12 protein-coding genes are annotated in these 18,464 nt (G+C 33.8%); all 12 read right to left on the minus strand.

Going from position 1 to position 18,464, the window contains the following annotated elements:
• Nucleotides 1–131: 131 nt before the first annotated feature.
• Nucleotides 132–2,960: an aminopeptidase gene (locus ACZIX2_RS08765; protein WP_463339721.1), complete on the minus strand. Its 2,829-nt coding sequence runs from the start codon at nucleotides 2,958–2,960 to the stop codon at nucleotides 132–134.
• Between the two features lie 106 nt (nucleotides 2,961–3,066).
• The gene (locus tag ACZIX2_RS08770) at nucleotides 3,067–3,795 is read right to left on the minus strand and encodes an LOG family protein (RefSeq protein ID WP_463339722.1); all 729 of its coding nucleotides are present in this window, start codon (nucleotides 3,793–3,795) and stop codon (nucleotides 3,067–3,069) included.
• An 84-nt stretch (nucleotides 3,796–3,879) separates the two neighbouring features.
• Complete coding sequence (locus tag ACZIX2_RS08775) at nucleotides 3,880–4,302, minus strand: endonuclease domain-containing protein (protein ID WP_463339723.1); 423 nt, start codon at nucleotides 4,300–4,302, stop codon at nucleotides 3,880–3,882.
• A gap of 90 nt (nucleotides 4,303–4,392) precedes the next feature.
• Nucleotides 4,393–7,224 (minus strand): excinuclease ABC subunit UvrA, encoded by a 2,832-nt coding sequence (uvrA, locus tag ACZIX2_RS08780; protein WP_463339724.1) that lies wholly within the window; start codon nucleotides 7,222–7,224, stop codon nucleotides 4,393–4,395.
• Nucleotides 7,225–7,346: 122 nt separating this feature from the next.
• Nucleotides 7,347–8,168: a hypothetical protein gene (locus tag ACZIX2_RS08785; RefSeq protein WP_463339725.1), complete on the minus strand. Its 822-nt coding sequence runs from the start codon at nucleotides 8,166–8,168 to the stop codon at nucleotides 7,347–7,349.
• Nucleotides 8,165–9,568, minus strand: coding sequence for a tetratricopeptide repeat protein (locus ACZIX2_RS08790; protein ID WP_463339726.1), 1,404 nt, complete (start codon nucleotides 9,566–9,568; stop codon nucleotides 8,165–8,167). Before ACZIX2_RS08790 ends, ACZIX2_RS08785 begins: the two co-directional genes overlap by 4 nt.
• Before the next feature lie 2 nt (nucleotides 9,569–9,570).
• Complete coding sequence (locus tag ACZIX2_RS08795; RefSeq protein ID WP_463339727.1) at nucleotides 9,571–10,026, minus strand: hypothetical protein; 456 nt, start codon at nucleotides 10,024–10,026, stop codon at nucleotides 9,571–9,573.
• A gap of 11 nt (nucleotides 10,027–10,037) precedes the next feature.
• Complete coding sequence (locus tag ACZIX2_RS08800) at nucleotides 10,038–10,289, minus strand: hypothetical protein (RefSeq protein WP_463339728.1); 252 nt, start codon at nucleotides 10,287–10,289, stop codon at nucleotides 10,038–10,040.
• A 126-nt stretch (nucleotides 10,290–10,415) separates the two neighbouring features.
• The gene (locus tag ACZIX2_RS08805) at nucleotides 10,416–13,406 is read right to left on the minus strand and encodes a sensor histidine kinase (RefSeq protein WP_463339729.1); all 2,991 of its coding nucleotides are present in this window, start codon (nucleotides 13,404–13,406) and stop codon (nucleotides 10,416–10,418) included.
• Nucleotides 13,390–14,139 carry a LytR/AlgR family response regulator transcription factor gene (locus tag ACZIX2_RS08810; protein WP_463339730.1) on the minus strand — a complete coding sequence of 250 codons (750 nt, stop codon included), beginning with the start codon at nucleotides 14,137–14,139 and terminating at the stop codon, nucleotides 13,390–13,392. Before ACZIX2_RS08810 ends, ACZIX2_RS08805 begins: the two co-directional genes overlap by 17 nt.
• A 165-nt stretch (nucleotides 14,140–14,304) precedes the next feature.
• Nucleotides 14,305–15,258 (minus strand): Fic family protein, encoded by a 954-nt coding sequence (locus ACZIX2_RS08815; protein ID WP_463339731.1) that lies wholly within the window; start codon nucleotides 15,256–15,258, stop codon nucleotides 14,305–14,307.
• Between the two features lie 109 nt (nucleotides 15,259–15,367).
• A complete protein-coding gene (locus ACZIX2_RS08820) occupies nucleotides 15,368–18,448 on the minus strand; it encodes a WD40/YVTN/BNR-like repeat-containing protein (RefSeq protein WP_463339732.1) in 3,081 nt (1,026 codons plus the stop codon).
• Nucleotides 18,449–18,464: the final 16 nt, after the last annotated feature.

Consider the following 18,464-nt stretch of genomic DNA (forward strand, 5'->3'; position numbering starts at 1 on the left):
AATTGTTAATAAAAATATAAATTTAATTATTTTCAATCAAAATTTAAAAAAACTGTTCATATTCTCTTATAGGTTAGTATTTATGTTAAAAAAATAAATATTAATCAATATATTTTGTTTTTTGTATGTTTTTAGAACCATTTTCGAGTAAATAAATTTATAAGTTTACCAGGGTCGAATGTGATAACAAAGCGAATTTTCTCCTGATATTTACCTTGGTCAAATTCCCATCCTTCATTGGAATGGATAGGTAAAAAAAGTTCAAAATAATCTGTGAGTAAATTCAATCGAATACCACTATCGTAGACCAATTTTGCCGCGTTGTTTTTACTTTTTATAACTCCAAAATCGCTATAGATTTCCACCCAATTCCAGATAGTATAACTGGCATTGCAGGTACTAATCCATTGGTTGGCAAAAGGTGTTTTTAATTTTGATTTAAACCCTCCTTCAGCAAGTATGAATTGTTGGCTAAAAAAACCACTATCGTCAGATCGTCCGTAGTAATTGTAGTCAAATAAATAATCGGTTGGCCGGTCAAGAGCGAAGCTGAAAAAATTGGAGTCTGTAGTTTTATTATACAAAAATTGACCTAAATAGAGACGGAGATTTAATTGTCGGTTGTCATTGAACAGATGGCGGTATTGCATTTCAATTGCTGTTTTACCAAAAAATTTAGACAACTGAATGTCGGTTACGACACTTAAATGGTTGGTTATTTCTGTTTTGGTGTTGGTATAGCGAGCGTTAAAAACAGAATAATTCAACAGCGACGGATCATTGACAAGGTTACTTTTTTGCCTGTCCACCAAAAGGTTTCTAAGCATTATGAATTGTTTTCGGTTGTCTCTAAAATTTTCATTTCTTATTTGCATTTGAATCATGGGATTCAAGCGTAAATAGGTGGCATCTGGTGCATAATGAAAATATGAAGCTCCAAAAGAATATCTAATGTTGTACCATCTGCTGTTGCGGTTGTTTTGATTCATGGCTATATACCCTGAGCCAGAAAAATTTTTAGCTTTTAGGGAATACATTGGGCTCAGATCAAAAATGAAGGGTTTGTTTAAAACGGTTTTGTTGTGTAAGCGTAGTCCTGGTGAAAATCCGTCATAGGCATTGAAACCCAGTACTGGATTGTAGATTAATTGATTGTAAAAGGAATCTTCTAAATCTTTTATTAGCACTACTTTTAAGGGACGGTTGTTTGGGAAAAAACCTTCTAGTTTTTTCCAATTGTTTCTTAGATTAAATTCGGGAACTTCATTTTTATAATTGAGAATGATTTTTTCGGCTTCTTTTTTGGGAAAGGAGTAAATGGAATCTGGTTTTTGGTTTGTTTCGATCCAAGTGGAAAAGACAATTTCGTTTTTTTTAATTCCGTAAACGGGTATCGGGACTTGAACTCCTGTTTTGCTTTTTATAGCAAAAGAAACACTATCCTTAGTAGATTTAACGTTTTTAAACTTAAAATCTAATAATTCTCTTGAGTCGATAATGGTATGAAAAAACCAATCTAAATTTATTGTTGTTTTGGTTTGTAACAGGTTTTCAAATTCTTTTCTAGTCACCTCTCTATGTATGTTTTTACTGTAAAACTCTGAAAGGGTAGTAGGTATAATTTCTTTTTGCAAGTATTTGTTTAAATAGTTTAAACTTAATCCTGCTCTGTATTTACTTGCTATTTGTTCGTTGAACTTAAGGAGAGTGTTTTTGGGATTGCCAATGGGTTGGTCTAGGTTTTTTCTGGCCATTAGCATGTAAAAATAGCTGTATTGCTCGTTGAATTTCAAATTCACCAAATTATAGCTTCGCAGTAGTTTGATGTCACTAATATTGCCAAACATTTTGCGATTAGGATGGTATTGTTCAATGTATTGCATCATGCAAAATATTTGAAACCCATCGTAGATCCAGCTATCATTTCTAGGGTTTAAATGCAGGCTGTTTTTTAAGTAATTGTTTATATAGGTTTTGAGAAACTGCAATTCAAAAACAAACTCTTTGTTGAATGGATTTAATATAGAAGGCAATTGATTGAGACCATAAAAGGGATAGCGGTTGTAGTCTTCTTGTGAAACGATCAATTTCGCATAAGGATATGGGCCAATAAATTTTTGGGTAAATTTGGCAACTTTTTCTATCAGTATCGCTTTTTGTATGGGGTCTAGGTCGAAATCTTTTAGGTTTGTTGCAATTTCAATCTCATCCGTCTTAAAATTTGTAAAACTGTTTGTTTCCTCTAAGTAAATGCTAAAACTCGACCGTTTTTTACCTTGTAAATGATAAGTAGCCGTTTTTTCTTGGGATGTGGACGTTAGTACATTTAAATCTGTTGTGAGTTGGACAAATGAAGGGATATTGAATTGTAAGTCAAAATCGCATAGCCCATTTGCTATATCGTCTAGGTTTTCGTTGCTGTTTTGGACGAAACAGAGGTTTTCGTATCGAGCTGGGGTAATAAACCAATCTTTAAGGACCATTTTTTTGGATGAAAACCCTACTCCTGTAAAACGATGGTGTGGAAGTTTTACTTCATATGACAATTCAAGATTTACGATTTGTTGGGGTTCAAGAGGTTGATTTAAGACAATTTCAATCACATCGGGTTGTTGGTACAAGCGGTACCAAGTAACCTCCTTTTGATTGGTTTCTTGAATTTTTAATGCTTGGGTGCTCCCTTTTTCTTCTTTTTTTGATAAATGAAATCCTCTGTAAAATTCATCCGAAAACCTTTTTCCCAATGGGGTTGTTTGGCTAGAATAGGCATGGTTCCAGTCGTTGAGTGTAAGGGTTTCTAATACATCAGTACTGTTGTTTTTGTACTGTAATAACTGTTGTACTTTTAAGGTTTTGGTTTTCCAATCTACGGTTACTTTTAGGTTGGCATAATGTTGCCCATTCATCCATTGAAAGAATAAGAGCAGGCTTAAAACCAACATGAATTTTTTATAGCGCATTAATTCAATTATAAAATAAAGTAGTTGTATGGCATAAAAATACAGTATCTAAAGGAAAGGAAGTACTATAAGGGTAAAAAAAAACTGTCGTAACGACAGTTTGGAATTAAAAGTTAGGACTTAAATCGTACTTTTTGTAGAATTGATCCAGTACATCTAGTACTTCGTCCTCGGTGTCTACTACTTTAAAGAGTTCTAAATCTTCTTTGCTAACGGTGTGTTCTTGTTCGATTAGTACATTTTTGATCCAATCGATCAGGCCAGACCAGAACTGTGAGCCCACCAAGATGATAGGAAACTTTCCAATTTTTTTGGTTTGAATTAAGGTGATAGCTTCAAAAAATTCATCCATGGTACCAAATCCACCGGGCATGACTACAAAACCTTGGGAGTATTTTACAAAAATTACTTTTCGTACAAAGAAATAATCAAAATTTAGGTTTTTGTCCGAATCGATATAGGGGTTAAAATGTTGTTCAAAAGGAAGTTCGATGTTTAGTCCCACAGAGGTTCCGCCACCAAGATGCGCTCCTTTGTTTCCGGCTTCCATAATTCCAGGGCCACCACCGGTAATTACACCATAGCCCGCTTTACTGATTTTGTAAGCAATTTTTTCGGCTAAATTGTAAAAAGGGGTGCCAGGCTTGATCCTTGCCGATCCAAATATGGTTACACAAGGACCAATACGGCTCATGGTGTCGTAACCATTGACAAATTCAGACATGATTTTGAAAATAGCCCAGCTGTCATTAGTTTTGATTTCATTCCAAGTTTTGCGCTTGAATTTGTCATGAATAACTTTTTCTTCGTCGTGACCAAAATCTTCTAGTTTCATAATTTTATATTTTTATTTATTTTTTTACTTTTCCTCAATTGGAGGGTGCCCGAAGGGTCTGGTGGTTATTAAGTTGAACATTTTTTATCCAAATTCCTTAACAATATATTCCTCTAACTCTCTCATTACATTATTCAAATCATGTTTCACTCTTAACTCAGAGATTCTATAAACTTTTAAGCCTAATAATATTAAATAGTCCTCTCTTTTTTGGTCATACTCTTCCTTGTTGTTGTGACTTGAACCATCAATTTCAATAACTAACCCTAATGTTTTTACATAAAAATCCACAATATAATTTCCGATAATTCGTTGTCGGTCAAAATCAATTTTCCAAAATTTTCCTTTATGCACTTGTAGCCAAAAGATAACTTCAGAAAGAACTCCTGCTTTTCGTAATGCCCTAGCTCTGCTATTTAAATTTGCGTTGTAAGGTAAGTTTTCTATAAAATTTCTGTATATGGGCTTGGAGTTTATATGGGCGGTTATTTCTCTGTTCTCTTCCATATAAATTAATATTTAGAATTTAAATATAAAGAAAAGAAATGCAATAAAAAAACCACCCCGCCCTACGGGCACCCCTCCAAAGGAGGGGAATTATAGCAATTCTTTCTTTAAAAACATTCCGGTATAACTCTTTTTGACCTTTACAATTTCCTCTGGAGTACCTTTGGCGACAAGTTGTCCACCACCTTTTCCACCTTCGGGGCCTATGTCGATAATGTAATCGGATAGTTTGATGACATCCAAGTTGTGTTCGATAATTAAAACGGTGTTGCCTTTATCGACCAATCGATTTATTACTTCCATCAACACACGAATGTCTTCAAAATGCAATCCTGTAGTGGGTTCGTCTAGTATGTAAAAGGTGTTTCCTGTATCCTTTTTAGACAATTCGCCAGCTAGTTTGATGCGTTGTGCTTCGCCTCCAGAAAGTGTGGTACTTTGTTGTCCCAAAGTAATGTAGCCCAAACCTACATCTTGTAAGGTTTTGACTTTTCTATAGATTTTTGGGATATTTTCGAAAAAGGGAACTGCTTCATCAATAGTCATTTCTAACACATCCGAAATGGATTTGCCTTTGTAACGAATTTCAAGTGTTTCTCTGTTGAAACGTTTGCCTTGGCAGGTTTCGCATTCCACATATACATCGGGTAAAAAGTTCATTTCGATGGTTCGAACCCCCGATCCTTCGCAGGTTTCGCATCGGCCACCTTTTACATTAAAACTGAATCGTCCCGCTTTGTACCCTCGAATCATACTTTCGGGAGTCATGGTAAACAAGTTGCGGATTTCGGTAAATACTTCGGTATAAGTAGCCGGATTCGATCGTGGTGTTCTTCCAATTGGACTTTGGTCAATATCGATTACTTTGTCGATATGTTCCAAACCTTCTATTTTTTTATACGGTTGTGGTTTTTTGACCCCGTTAAAATAATGAGCGTTCAAGATAGGGTAGAGGGTTTCGTTGATCAAAGTTGATTTGCCACTTCCTGAAACACCGGTAACGCAAATTAGTTTACCTAAGGGAATTTCAATGGTAATGTTTTTGAGGTTATTTCCTGTTGCTCCGCTTAGTTTTAAGGTTTTGCCATTGCCATCTCTTCTTTTGGTGGGGAGTTCAAATTTCATGGTGCCGTTGAGAAACTGGGCTGTTATAGTATTGGAGGCCAAGGTTTCTTTTGGTGTACCTATACTAATTATTTCTCCACCGTGTTTGCCGGCTTTTGGGCCAATGTCAATTACATAATCGGCGCGTTCCATCATATCTTTATCGTGCTCAACCACCAATACTGAATTGCCAATATCACGCAATTGTTCTAGCGAATGTATGAGTTTTTCGTTGTCTCTTTGATGTAAACCAATACTCGGTTCGTCTAGAATATAAAGTACACCCACTAATTGTGATCCAATTTGGGTGGCCAAACGAATGCGCTGTGCTTCCCCTCCCGATAATGATTTTGAGCTGCGATGTAAGGCTAGGTAGTTTAGACCAACATTCATTAGGAATTGAAGTCGATCTTTGATTTCTTTAATAATCTCAGATGCAATACGAAGCTGTTTATTTGTTAGGTGGTTTTCTAAATCCAAAAACCAAGCGGTTAATTCTGAGATGTCCATTTGGCACAATTCAGCAATATTTTTTTCATTTACCCTAAAATAATTGGCTTCCTTTTTTAAACGGGATCCTTCGCAAGTAGGACAATCAACTTCGTCCATGTATTCTTTGGCCCAACGTTTGATTGAGGTTGTGGCGTTTTCTTCGTGCTGATTTTTTATAAATTGAGCAATGCCTTCAAAATCAATTTTATACTCTCGGGTTACGCCCAAATCTTTTGAGTGTACAGCAAATTTTTCTTTACCACCGTTAAGAATGATTTCTAGTGCCTCATCAGAAAAGGTTTCTATGGCATCGGTAATTTTGTAACCATATTTTTCGCCAATAATTTCGAGTTGTTTGAAAATCCAAGTCGATTTATATTCTCCCAATGGAGCAAATCCCCCTGCTTTAATGGATAATTTTGGATTTGGGATGATTTTTTTGATATTAATTTCATTAATCGTTCCTAATCCGTTGCAGTGTTCGCAAGCTCCTTTTGGGGAGTTGAAAGAAAACAAATTGGGTTCAGGATTTTGATAGGATATTCCAGTTGTGGGGCACATCAAATTGCGACTAAAAAAACGCACTTCCTTGGTGTCTTGATCTAAAACCATCAATACATTTTCACCATGATACATAGCGGTATTGATACTTTCGGATAAGCGTTTTTGAATATCTTCGGAGGTGTCTACGGCAATCCTATCGACTACAATTTCAATATCGTGTGTTTTGTAACGATCGAGCTTCATTCCGGGAGTAATGTCAACAATTTCGCCATTTACTCTTACTTTTAGAAAACCTTGTTTGGTAATTTGTTGAAAGAGTTCGGCATAATGTCCTTTTCTTGCTCGGATAACGGGGGCCAGAATATTGATTCTTTTTTCGTTAAAGTTTTGAATGATCAATTCTTTGATTTGTTCATCAGAATACGAAACCATTTTTTCTCCGGTATTGTAACTGTAGGCATCTGCCGCACGTGCGTACAATAAGCGCAAGAAATCGTATATTTCGGTAATGGTTCCCACCGTTGAGCGAGGGCTTTTACTAGTTGTTTTTTGTTCAATGGCTATCACCGGTGAGAGTCCATCAATTTTATCTACATCCGGACGCTCTAATCCACCTAGAAATTGTCGGGCATAAGCCGAAAAGGTTTCTACATAGCGTCGTTGTCCTTCGGCATAAATAGTATCAAAAGCTAAAGATGATTTTCCTGAACCCGAAAGACCTGTAATTACGACGAGTTTTTCTCGAGGAATAACTACATCAATATTTTTTAAATTGTGGACACGGGCTCCTTGTACCTCAATTGTGTTTTCTGTGTTTAGCATAGTGTATGTCAATTCCGAATGGTCAGAAGCAAAGTTACCATTTTGGATGCTACTTTCTAAACAACAGTATGGAAGATTATGTTAAAAAAGAAACACATTTATCGTAAGCGTTTTTTTTGTTTTTAAATATTACTTTCTTTGTTAAACCTGCTGTATTCCGATGAATATTTCATTAATGAATGAATGTTTTTTTGCATCATTTCATCCGGAATTATTTTTTTATTGAAAAGTTCATTGAAAAAAATTGAGATTTTAGATTTTTTATTTATCTCCCTTTGAATCGCTTGATATTTAATTGAAAAAACTTGATTATGCTTATTTAATACAGTGGCAATTTCTATCATCCTTTTTACTTCAATGTAAATTTTTGGGGCTTGTTTTGATATTTTACTTTTGGCTTTAAATATTTCTTTTGTAGATGCCGTAATGTGTTTTCTCTTTTCATTTACCTCTTTATTCAAATTTATGATTTCATCAACACCTTTAATTAAAGTTTCAACTGCAACGATGGCTAACTCAGCATTTAAATCTGCTTTAGTATAATTTTTTTTATTTTCGAGTCTCTTAAATGAACTGTCTAACGATTTAACGAAAGTTTCACTGACGTTATCGAGTTTTCCTTGAAAATTAATTGATATATCTCCAAGGTGAAATTCAATATTTTGATTCTCCACATATGTTACGAAGTCATTTTTTATTTCTTGCTTTTTATCGTTTGTTATTGACTTTACCTTAGAAATTAAATTTTTACTAAGTGTTAAATTTTTCACGACTTCTTCACGTTCTTTTTTTAGAAAATATAAAGCATCCAAATGTGTTTGATTTAAATCTACATAGCTATCTTGCAATAATGAAAAAGACTTGGCTAATTTATTAAATTCACTTTGCTCGTCTTGTAATCTATTAAAATTACCACCAGTTATTACATTTTTAAACCAACTCATGATTTTAAAGTTTTAAATTTAGTATTCTGTTTCTCTAGTATAACAGCCATTTTATTAATTTCAATTTCCCTTTGTTTAGAGATTTCAGTGTTAATAGAAAGTCGTAAATTATGATTAAAACTAAACACTGAATATGGTAATGTTAAAAAATCTATGGCGAGTAGCACTAAAATTAAATATAGTATTGATACACTATAGGGGGTACTTATAACTCCTGACCAAAGTAAATCGTAATGATTGTAAAATGAGCGTATAGTAAAAGAATTAAGCCAAAATAAGGTGAAAATTAAGAAAGTGTGTACTAAATACCTTCCAAAATAATTAATATACCCATAGTGTCCACCAAACAAACCGGTTAAAAAATAATACCAATAGCTTTTAGATATTTTTTTATTGTCATACTCTTCAGTTACTGTAGAAATCGCGATTAATCCAGCCAAAAAATAGCCAAAGATGAATAAAATGTACCATCCGTATTTGTACAAAAAGCCTTTTGATTTCCATTTCAATAAAGCTGCATTTTTATAATCAGAATTTGAGTTTTTTAAATCATTACTTATAAAATAAGAATCTGCTCTTTTAGAAATAACATCAATGTTATTTGGATTCTTTGCTAAGAATAATGTGTAATTTTTTATTGCATTAGTGTAGTTTTTCAAAGCAAAGAAACAATCTCCTCTCAATTCAAAAACTTTAGAGTTTGCGAATGATGTACTAATCAGAGAAAAGTCATTTATTGCTTTTTGAAAATTATTTGATTTAAAATTAAGTATTGCTCTTTTATAAAGAATTGCATCATTATTTTTGTCTGGATTAAGGCGTGTATAATTTTCATAATCCATTATACTTAAGTTAGTTTGCCCATCTATTGCATAAGCATTTCCGCGCTTTAAATAAAATATTGAGTTGTGGGGGTTAATTTTTAAACAGGTTGAATAATCTAGAATTGCTTTTTCAAAATCTTCTTCCTCTGTGTAATAATCTCCCCTTAATGAATGAGCATATAGGTCACTACTGTGATTGGTTATGTAATTATCTATGTCATCAATAAAGTTACCCTTTTCATTTTTGAAATAATAAGCAATTGCTCTTCCTTTATATGCAATTGATTTATCTCCTTCAATTTTAATTGCATCACTAAAATCTTCTTCTGCATTATCGTAATTTTTTAAGCTAAGGTTAGAATTGCCTCTTTTTAAATAAGCTTGAGGTAATGTATCGGTAATTTTAATAGCTTCGTTTAAAGCTATAATAGCTTGTTTATAATATTTAATTTTATTTAAGGAATCAGCGGTCGAAATATAATTGTTATATTGTCGTATTTGTTGTTCGTAGCTTATTTTAGAACCACAGCTAAAAAGGAGTATCGTTAAAGTGGCATATAGTATTGTTCTTTTCATAGTTAAAAGTCTAATTCTAAAGGTGCATTCTTATCAAGAAGTATATTTTTGAAAGTATCAAAATTATCCAAAGGGTTAGTGGAAACAAATTCACTTGCACCTCTTAATCCTTTCAAGATTAAATCATCATTATTTTCTCGAATTCCCTTATCTATAATCTCGAAATGTTTGTCAATGATTCTGCTGCGTTCATCAAAAATTGCGTGTAAATAGCCTTGTTTAATTTTAAAATCTGAAACAATTTTTGCTAACTCATTTTTGAGTTTTAAATTGTCATTTGTAATTCTCTTTGATTCAATAAAAATCTCTCCAACTTTGGTAGCCAAATCAGTCGTATTTTGAATTTTTTGATTGTATAGTTGAAGATTTTCATTGCTTTTTGACGCAAAATCATTTATCTGAGTTAAAAGTGATTTTGTTTGTTCAAAGTTTTCTTTAGTAATAATCTTATTTTCCATTTTTTTTATAATTACAAAGCTGGAGCGTGCTTCCCTTTCCCAGCGCCATTAGGATGTCTGTGGCAAGAATTTCCCGATAAACTCGAAATTGTTGAAGTTGACGTTCCACAATATTTACAACTGTATTGTGATTTTTCAGAACCTTCATATAATTTATGTTTTCCTTTTCCCGCTCCAAGAGGATGACGATGGCAAGAATTGGCTGTTAAACTTGAAATGCTAGCACTTTTTGTACCGCAATATTCACAATAAAAATTAGGCATAATTTTTGTTTTTTAATGGTTAATACTCAAAACTAAAAAGTTTAAAAAAAATAAAAAACCCCGAACTTATGATTCGGGGTTTCTATGCTGTAATTTGGGTATTCTGTGCTATAATTGAATTTCGGACTAAATAATTAACAGGATACTTACAGTAGTTCCGCTATCTGAAAAATCAATTTTTATGGGGTCAATATTAGTAGGTTGCAAAATTTTCAGACGCTCTTTGGTTATGGCAATACCTTTTGAATGATGTGTTTTGTTTGTTCTGTGAATTCCTTTTCCATTGTCAGAGATTTGTATTTGTAATTGATCCTTTTCAATAATTTTAAAGGCAATGGTAAATTCTGGATGTAGAGAATTCTCGTCAAAAGCGTGTTTGAAAATATTTTCTACAAAAGGCTGTAGCAACATCGTAGGGATTTCGGTTTCTTCTTTGTCGATAATATCATCAACCCGAATTTCATATTGAATGTGATTATCAAAGCGTTTGTTTTCTATAGCTATAAAAGTTTCTAAATACTCGATTTCATCTTCGATTGTGATAGTTTGTCGCTCTGAATTATTTAATGTCTGTCGCATAAGATGGGCAAATTCACTTATGTAAATAGCCGAATTATGAGTGTCTCTGTCAAAAACATAACTCTGAATCGTATTTAAGGCATTGAACGTAAAATGCGGATTCATCTGACTCAATAAAGCCTCAAGCTTAGCTTTGGCAATTTGATTTTCGGTTTCGGCCTTTTGCTTGGCTCTCTTTTTTATACTGAAAATTATGAAAAAAACAACCGAAATAAATACGATTGTCATTAATCCGTAAAACCATCCCGTTTTCCAAAAAGGTGGCTGAATTATAATTTTTAAAAGGTCAAATCGCGTGGTTTTTCCAGCATGTAAATCGAATACTTCAATTTCAAGATTATAGGAATCATTAGGTAAATAGGACAAATAAATAAAAGGTTTGTCGGAATAGGGACTCCAACGATTTGTTTTTTTTAATCGATATCTAAATTTTAGTTTATCAGCAAAAGAATGGCCTTTTGGCATAAAATCTATAGCGATGGTATTGTGCTGATAGTCGCATACTAATTTTTTGGAAGTATAAGAAAACCAATTGTAATGGGATGATTTTATGGGTTCTGCATTGATGGAAATTCTTCTGATTTCGATACTAGAAACGGTGTTTTTATCTGTAGTAAGTTTGTTTAAATCGATGGTGTAAAAACCTTTTTTGGTACCAAGCCATAATTGATTTTCAAAAATTTGTGATGTTGTTATGACACAATCATTCAATCCCAGTTGTTTGTCAACTAGTTGTAGTTTTCCGTTTTTATAAATATTAATTCCTCTTTCAGTACCAATTAAAATGTAATCTTTGTGAGCTTCAAGAAATTGAATGGTGTTGCCTATAATTTCTTTTTTTGAAATGGTTTTCAAAATTTTGAATTTTTTTGAATCTTCAATAATAAACACATCACCAAATTCGGCTGACAAAATCAATTGGCCTTTTGAGTTAACCGTGATGTGCTTGAATTTTTTCTCTTTCCAAATGCCTTCTGCCAAATAGGAATGAAATTCGTTGTTTTTGTAAATATACAGTCCATTAAAGACCGAAAGCAGATACGTTTTATTGTTGTTATTTAAGATTTTGACTATAAATTGAGGCGTTCTTTTTTCAAATTTCGAATAATGTTTGCCTTTTAATTGATATACATTATCGTATAAATAAACACCTGCATAAGTAATGGTTTCGATGAATTTGTGATTTGCTGTAAATCCAATTTTCAAACTATGCTTAGGAATATATGCTATGATTTCTCCATGACCGCTCATTTCGAAAATCCCAATATTAGAACTTACCCAAAAAGAATTTTGGTGTTTTACTATTTCATAAAATTCTATTTCGTTGGCGGGTATGTTGAAATTAAGTTCAAAATCTCTTGATTCTCTATATTGAGTAGCTATTTTATTTTTGTTTTTGTTTTTGAGAAGAAAATCAGCTTCAACTTTTTTGAAATCGGTTAATGAGACTGTTTTTAAAACTTTATTTGTAGCGTTTAAAATAGAAATTCCTTTTTTATGCAAGACTATTTTTTGACTACCAGAAAAGGTAAAGTCAATTACCGATTTGTTTTCAAAGGCATGATAAGTAATCATTTCGTCCAGCCGTATCGCATATACTCCTTTGTCATTAGACCCAACATAAAGTATATCGTTACTTTTGTCATAAACAACATTTAATAAAACTTTAGAATCTACGCCAAAATAATTTGCAATAGGAATCATTTTATCCTTTTCAATTCGGTAAAGGCCTCCATCAGGAGTATATACACCCCATGCTGCTGCATAAATGGTATTTCTTTTGTCTTTTGTGTATTGCCATACTATCGATTGACCAAATTTAATCGATGAAGTATCACCTTTTTTAATTTTTGCGATATCATATTTTTCAATAAAACCTTCATTACTACTGTAAAGTGTAGTGCCAAAAAGCCCCAAACTATAGGCTTTTTGATTTGATACGACCGGGATAATTTGAGGAACAATGTTCGATTGGTCTACTTTGTACAAACCGTTATGTACAGTGGTAAAATATACTTCATTTTCATAGATGAAGAAAGAAAGTGAAATAAAATCTTCTTTATGAGAGGGTAGTTTAGGAGTAACAACATTATTGGTGTTTATGTCAATAATCGAAATGCCTTGTTCTGTCCCTACGTATACTTTATTTTTATAAGGAAATACTTTTCTAGTTTTATTAGCAGGTAATCCGTTTTTAACTGTAAAAACATTGAATTTATCTCCATCAAATTTACTCACACCGCCACCATAACTTGCAAACCACATATTTCCATTGATGTCTTGCGTTATATCCCAACAACTGTTGTGGCCCAAACCATCAGATTCAAAGATATTCTGAAAAGTTCCATTTAAAAATCTAGAAACTCCATTCTCAGTGCCAATCCATAAGTCATTGTTTTTGTCTAAAAACAGCGATCTAACTGCGTTATTGGGTAACCCATCAGCAGTAGTATAATTTTTTGAAGGCTTGAATTGAGCAAAAAAAGGAAATATGATAAAAAATAAAAAGAGAGATAAAATTTTAGTTTGATAGTGCATCAATTAATTCTTTTTTATTAAAAAATCTTTCAGAAACTTTTATGATACGACCGTTGTTCATTATTAATTTAAATTCTTTACCATTAAAGGACTCAACCATTTTTTTATTGATTATGGCACTGCTACTTACACTTAAAAAAATAGATGCTGGTAGTAATTGAATCATTTTATTCATTGGTTTTGAAATAACAATATTTCCTTTGGTAGTTTCAATTTTGCATTTACCACTTCCGTTTCCAGTTTCGCAACTGATGATATCAGTAACGGTCAACACTTTAAACCCGTCCTTGTCTGGAATGACTAATGTTGTTTTTTCACTTTTTAAATTGTTTTTTAAAATGGCTATTTGATTAATACTTGTATCTAATGCTTCCTTTTTTTCAAAGTGATCGATAATTGATTTAATGTTCAGAGGGTTGATGGGTTTCATCAGATAATTTAGGGCGCTAATTTCTAAAGCTCTTGTGTATTGGTTGTCGTGACCCGTTACAAAAACAATTTCAAAAGGTACTCTTGTAAAATGATTCAATAATTCAAAACCATTTTTTTTTGGCATATCAATATCTAAAAAAACTAAATCTGGTTGGTGTTTTTCAATCGAAAGTATAGCTGAGTCAACTGAATGGCATAAATCCAAAACATGTATTTTATTATCGCTATAGCTTTTGCAAAAACTATGAATTAACTCTCTAGATTTGGGATCATCATCAACAATGATTGCTTTTATTAACATAAAAAAATAATAATGATTATAAGATATTTTACGCAATATAACTTTTTATGCAATATTTTGGAATGTTTTTCTTAAAAGAAATATTCTATTATATTTTTGTTTTAGTAGAGTCCTATCGAAGATTATATTGAAAAGAGCGCTAAAAAAAACGCTAACTTTTTGGGGTTAGCGTTTTCTTTTCCTGCTGCTGATGTAAGCTTCGATGGCTTCTTTGGTTGTATACCAATTTCGGCCTTCTTTGTAAGCGTCGATTTTTCCTGTACGCGCTAATAAACTAACGTATTCTTGTCCGTAAGGGCTGCTTGGTTCACTAACAATATTAGCTATTGTCTGATAGTCGTTGTTACTATCAGGCATAGCATTTAGGTAAATATTCAAACTTCGTTCAAGAGCTTGACTCATTAAGAGCATAAGCTTTTGATAGTTGCCGTTATTAGCTTGATTGAGGGCTTCATAGTACTTTTTTCTGTCGTTTTTGAGGATAATAGCCGGTGGAAAGCCACAGCGCATTAATAACAAATTCATACTTAAGCGAACCGTTCTTCCATTGCCATCAAAAAAAGGATGAATCCAAACTAATTTATGATGAAAGATGGTTGCTAACTCAATATCGTTTAGATGTAAAGGGTTGGTGTTAATGAAATCAATCAATTCATCTAGTAAATCCGAAACTTTGTTGGCATTAGGTGGAACAAAATTAGCCCCAGAGATGCGAACCCCTCCATTACGTAACCTACCTGCAAAATCATCTTCAATGGAACGTAATACCAAACCGTGTAATGATAATATATCCATACTTCGTAATACATAGTTCTCATTGATTATCGAAAAAAGGTAATCAATGGCTTTGTCGTGATTGTGTGCTTCAAAATGTTCTCTCAAGGAAATCCCTTTTATAGTGATGCCTTCTTGTAAGACCATTTGGGTTTCTCTGAGGGTTAAGGTGTTTCCTTCTATACTATTAGAATTGTAGGTCCATTCTATGGATAGACTTTCTTTGATTTTATTCAAAGCGATAGTAGGCAAGGGTCTGCTATTTTGCAAATCTTGTTTTTTTTGGTACAATCGTTCAAAAGTTGATTGAAATTCTTCGCGATATCCTAAATCTATTTTCCACATAACCCCACAAAGTTACAATTAATATCGGATAAATAAAAATATTTTCATATCCGATAATAAAAAAACGCTAACCGAAGTTAGCGTTTTCAAAAGTTTATGTGAAATGAAATTATTCAGCTATAAACTCATCATAGGTTTTAAGTACAAACGGAATATTATGTTCTTTGGCTTGTTTAAGATAGGTTGTTTCGTTTTTGGCTTTCAATTTTTTAAAGTCATTCATAGCCGTTTCGAATCGTTGTAAAATAGCTTCTTTGTTTTCTAATTGAGAGGGAGAAGGGGCCGTAAAATTGCTTGCTACAGCAGCATACAATTGGCCTAATTTTTCTCTCAATTGTGGTTCGGCAGCACCTACATAAGCATCACCTGTAGTAACCACCATGTTGGCTTTAAGGTTTTCGAAATCAGATTTTATCTTAGTGCCTTGTTTACTAAAAGCTTTATTTTTAGTAATCAATTGATCTAATAATTTTACCGTTTCATCAATTTCATAAACAGTATACGCCAATTCTTCGTTTTTGTTAAACAATTCACGAGTAGTTTCTTTTTGTTTCAAACGATCGGCTGCGGAGATACTACTTTTGGGATCGTTTACTACTTTAAGGTCGTGTGTATACGTTTCTTTACCTTTGGTTAATACTACTTTATACGTGCCTTCTTGTACTCTAGGAGCTGTAAATCCTGCAAACGAAAGGGTTTTAGCAGCGGCAATTTTAGGGTTTCTCATGTTATAATCCCAGTTGACCACGTTAATTCCTTTTTGTTTTCCAGGAGGTAATGAAATGATTTTATTCCCTTTTTCATCTTGAATTTCAATATCCATTTTACCTAAAGTATGTCTTTTCTTTAAGTAGTAAATGATTTGAGCACTTGTAGATGGATTTTTACCTACAAATTCTAGTTCTGTTGCAGTAGTTCCAAAGCTAGATTGTTCTTCGATTACTGCGGGTTTTAAGTTGAAAAAGTGTACATCTTTGGTCAAAACATTTTGATTGATTTGGCGTAAAGGCGTGATATCATCTAAAATAATTATACCTCTACCGTGGGTAGCCATTACCAAGGAATTGGATTTTTTACTTAAATCCATGAAGTGAATGGCAACGGCTGGCATATTATTAGTAAAGTGTGACCAGTTGGCTCCTCCATCGATGGTGATATACAATCCTTTTTCAGTACCCAAGAATAATAAATTTTCGTTGGTATAATCTTCTTGAATGTTGCGAACAAAACCATCAACGTCAGGCGTTATGATTGATTTCCAAGTCTTACCATAATCGGTAGTTTTGAAGGTGTAAGGTGTGTAGTCGTTTTTGGCGTGGCCTTCAAAAACCGCATAAGCCGTTCCTTCTCCAAAAACACTTGCTTCTATATGGTAGCACCAAGTATTTTTGGGTAAACCGCTAATATTGGTGACAACGTTTGTCCATGTTTTACCTCCGTCTTTGGTAACTTGAATATTACCATCATCAGTTCCAGCCCAAATTACTTTTTCGTTTAAAGGAGATTCTGCAATGGTAAAGATGGTACAATGTTGCTCAGCACCTGAGTTGTCAACGGATAATCCACCTGATTTTGTAGTATCCATTTTCAGCGGATCTTTGGTGGTTAAATCGGGTGAAATCTTAGTCCAAGTTCTTCCCCTATCTTCCGATTTGTGCACAAATTGACTTCCCATATAAAAACGATCGGGTTGTTTTTGGCTGATTTCCATTGGCGCATTCCAATTGAACCGCAATTTTGGATCGCCTTTTACTGCCAAAGGTTGAATCGTAATCAATTCTTGCGTGTCGGTATTGAAACGCCAAACGTTTTCAGCCCCTTGCATTTCACTGTAAATAATGTTTTTGGTTGGATGTTTGATAACTCTAAAACCATCGCCTTGGCCAATTCTAGTCCAATCGCGCGATTCGACACCACCTGGACTTTTTGAGGGACCGTACCAAGAGCCATTGTCTTGTAAGCCTCCATATACATTAAAAGGTTCTTTGTCATCTATGCTTACGTGATAGAATTGAGAAACGGGTAGATTGCTTACCATTTCCATAGTGTTTCCTCCATCCCAGCTTCTATAAACCCCACCATCGGTTCCGCAAAAAATACGATTGCTGTCTAGGTTGTCAAACGTAATGTCGTGAATGTCAGAGTGCATATAGCCTAGATTTTTAAAGGTTTTTCCACCATCACGACTGATGGATCCATTTAAACCGCCTTTTACTACGATATCAGGATTTTTTGGGTCAACCACAATTCTAGAAAAGTAAAAAGGACGCACGACTAATCCAAAGTCACTATTTAAGTGTTTCCAAGTAGCACCAGCATCCTCAGATCGGTACAATCCGTTCTTTTCTGCTTTTTCGGTTTCTAAAACAGCATATAAAATGTTTGTATTTGAAGGTGCAACCGCAATGGCAATGCGACCTAGTTGTCCAGCTGGGAATCCGTTGTGAATTTTATTCCAAGTTTTTCCTCCATCGGTGGTTTTATATAAAGCTGATTTGGTTCCTCCCGAGCTGAATGACCAACCTGTTCTTCGGAATTCCCAAAAAGAAGCATACATAATATTGCTATTTTTTGGATCCATAATCAAATCCGAACAACCTGTTTTGTTGTCTACAAATAAGACCTTATTCCAAGTAGTTCCTCCATCGGTAGTTTTGTAAATGCCTCTTTCGTCACTATCACCCCAAAGGGCACCCAGAACGGCCACCCAAACCACATCGCTGTTTTTAGGATCGATAACAATAGATGCAATACGGTCCGATTTTGGCAATCCCATATTTTTCCAGTTTTGTCCTCCATCGGTAGATTTGTAGATTCCGTCTCCCATAGAAACACTATTTCTAGTCCAAGTTTCACCAGTTCCCACCCAAATGTTTTGGTCGGGTTTTGAAGGATCGATAGCTACGCATCCTATAGATTGAATATGATCGTCAAATACCGAATTAAAAGATGCTCCACCATCAATACTTTTCCAAACCCCACCACCGGCTGTTCCGGTAAAGATGATTTTGTTGTTGGTAGGGTGCATTTCAATATCGGTAATCCTACCGCTCATAAGTGCTGGCCCTATGTGTCTGGCTTGCATGTCGCCAAACAGTTCTTTGCCTTTGAGTACTATTTTTTCTTGTGCAAATACTGTGGTTGCTGATAGTATTCCTAAACAAGCAACCCAAATAGTGGTTTTTTTCATAAAATATATGGTTAAA

The sequence above is a fragment of the Flavobacterium riviphilum genome, from assembly GCF_055231795.1.

Coding starts and splice junctions, on each gene's coding strand:
- ACZIX2_RS08765 (WP_463339721.1), bottom strand. CDS start 2,960: ATGCGCTATAAAAAATTCATGTTGGTTTTAAGCCTGCTCTTATTCTTT.
- ACZIX2_RS08770 (WP_463339722.1), bottom strand. CDS start 3,795: ATGAAACTAGAAGATTTTGGTCACGACGAAGAAAAAGTTATTCATGAC.
- ACZIX2_RS08775 (WP_463339723.1), bottom strand. CDS start 4,302: ATGGAAGAGAACAGAGAAATAACCGCCCATATAAACTCCAAGCCCATA.
- uvrA (WP_463339724.1), bottom strand. CDS start 7,224: ATGCTAAACACAGAAAACACAATTGAGGTACAAGGAGCCCGTGTCCAC.
- ACZIX2_RS08785 (WP_463339725.1), bottom strand. CDS start 8,168: ATGAGTTGGTTTAAAAATGTAATAACTGGTGGTAATTTTAATAGATTA.
- ACZIX2_RS08790 (WP_463339726.1), bottom strand. CDS start 9,568: ATGAAAAGAACAATACTATATGCCACTTTAACGATACTCCTTTTTAGC.
- ACZIX2_RS08795 (WP_463339727.1), bottom strand. CDS start 10,026: ATGGAAAATAAGATTATTACTAAAGAAAACTTTGAACAAACAAAATCA.
- ACZIX2_RS08800 (WP_463339728.1), bottom strand. CDS start 10,289: ATGCCTAATTTTTATTGTGAATATTGCGGTACAAAAAGTGCTAGCATT.
- ACZIX2_RS08805 (WP_463339729.1), bottom strand. CDS start 13,406: ATGCACTATCAAACTAAAATTTTATCTCTCTTTTTATTTTTTATCATA.
- ACZIX2_RS08810 (WP_463339730.1), bottom strand. CDS start 14,139: ATGTTAATAAAAGCAATCATTGTTGATGATGATCCCAAATCTAGAGAG.
- ACZIX2_RS08815 (WP_463339731.1), bottom strand. CDS start 15,258: ATGTGGAAAATAGATTTAGGATATCGCGAAGAATTTCAATCAACTTTT.
- ACZIX2_RS08820 (WP_463339732.1), bottom strand. CDS start 18,448: ATGAAAAAAACCACTATTTGGGTTGCTTGTTTAGGAATACTATCAGCA.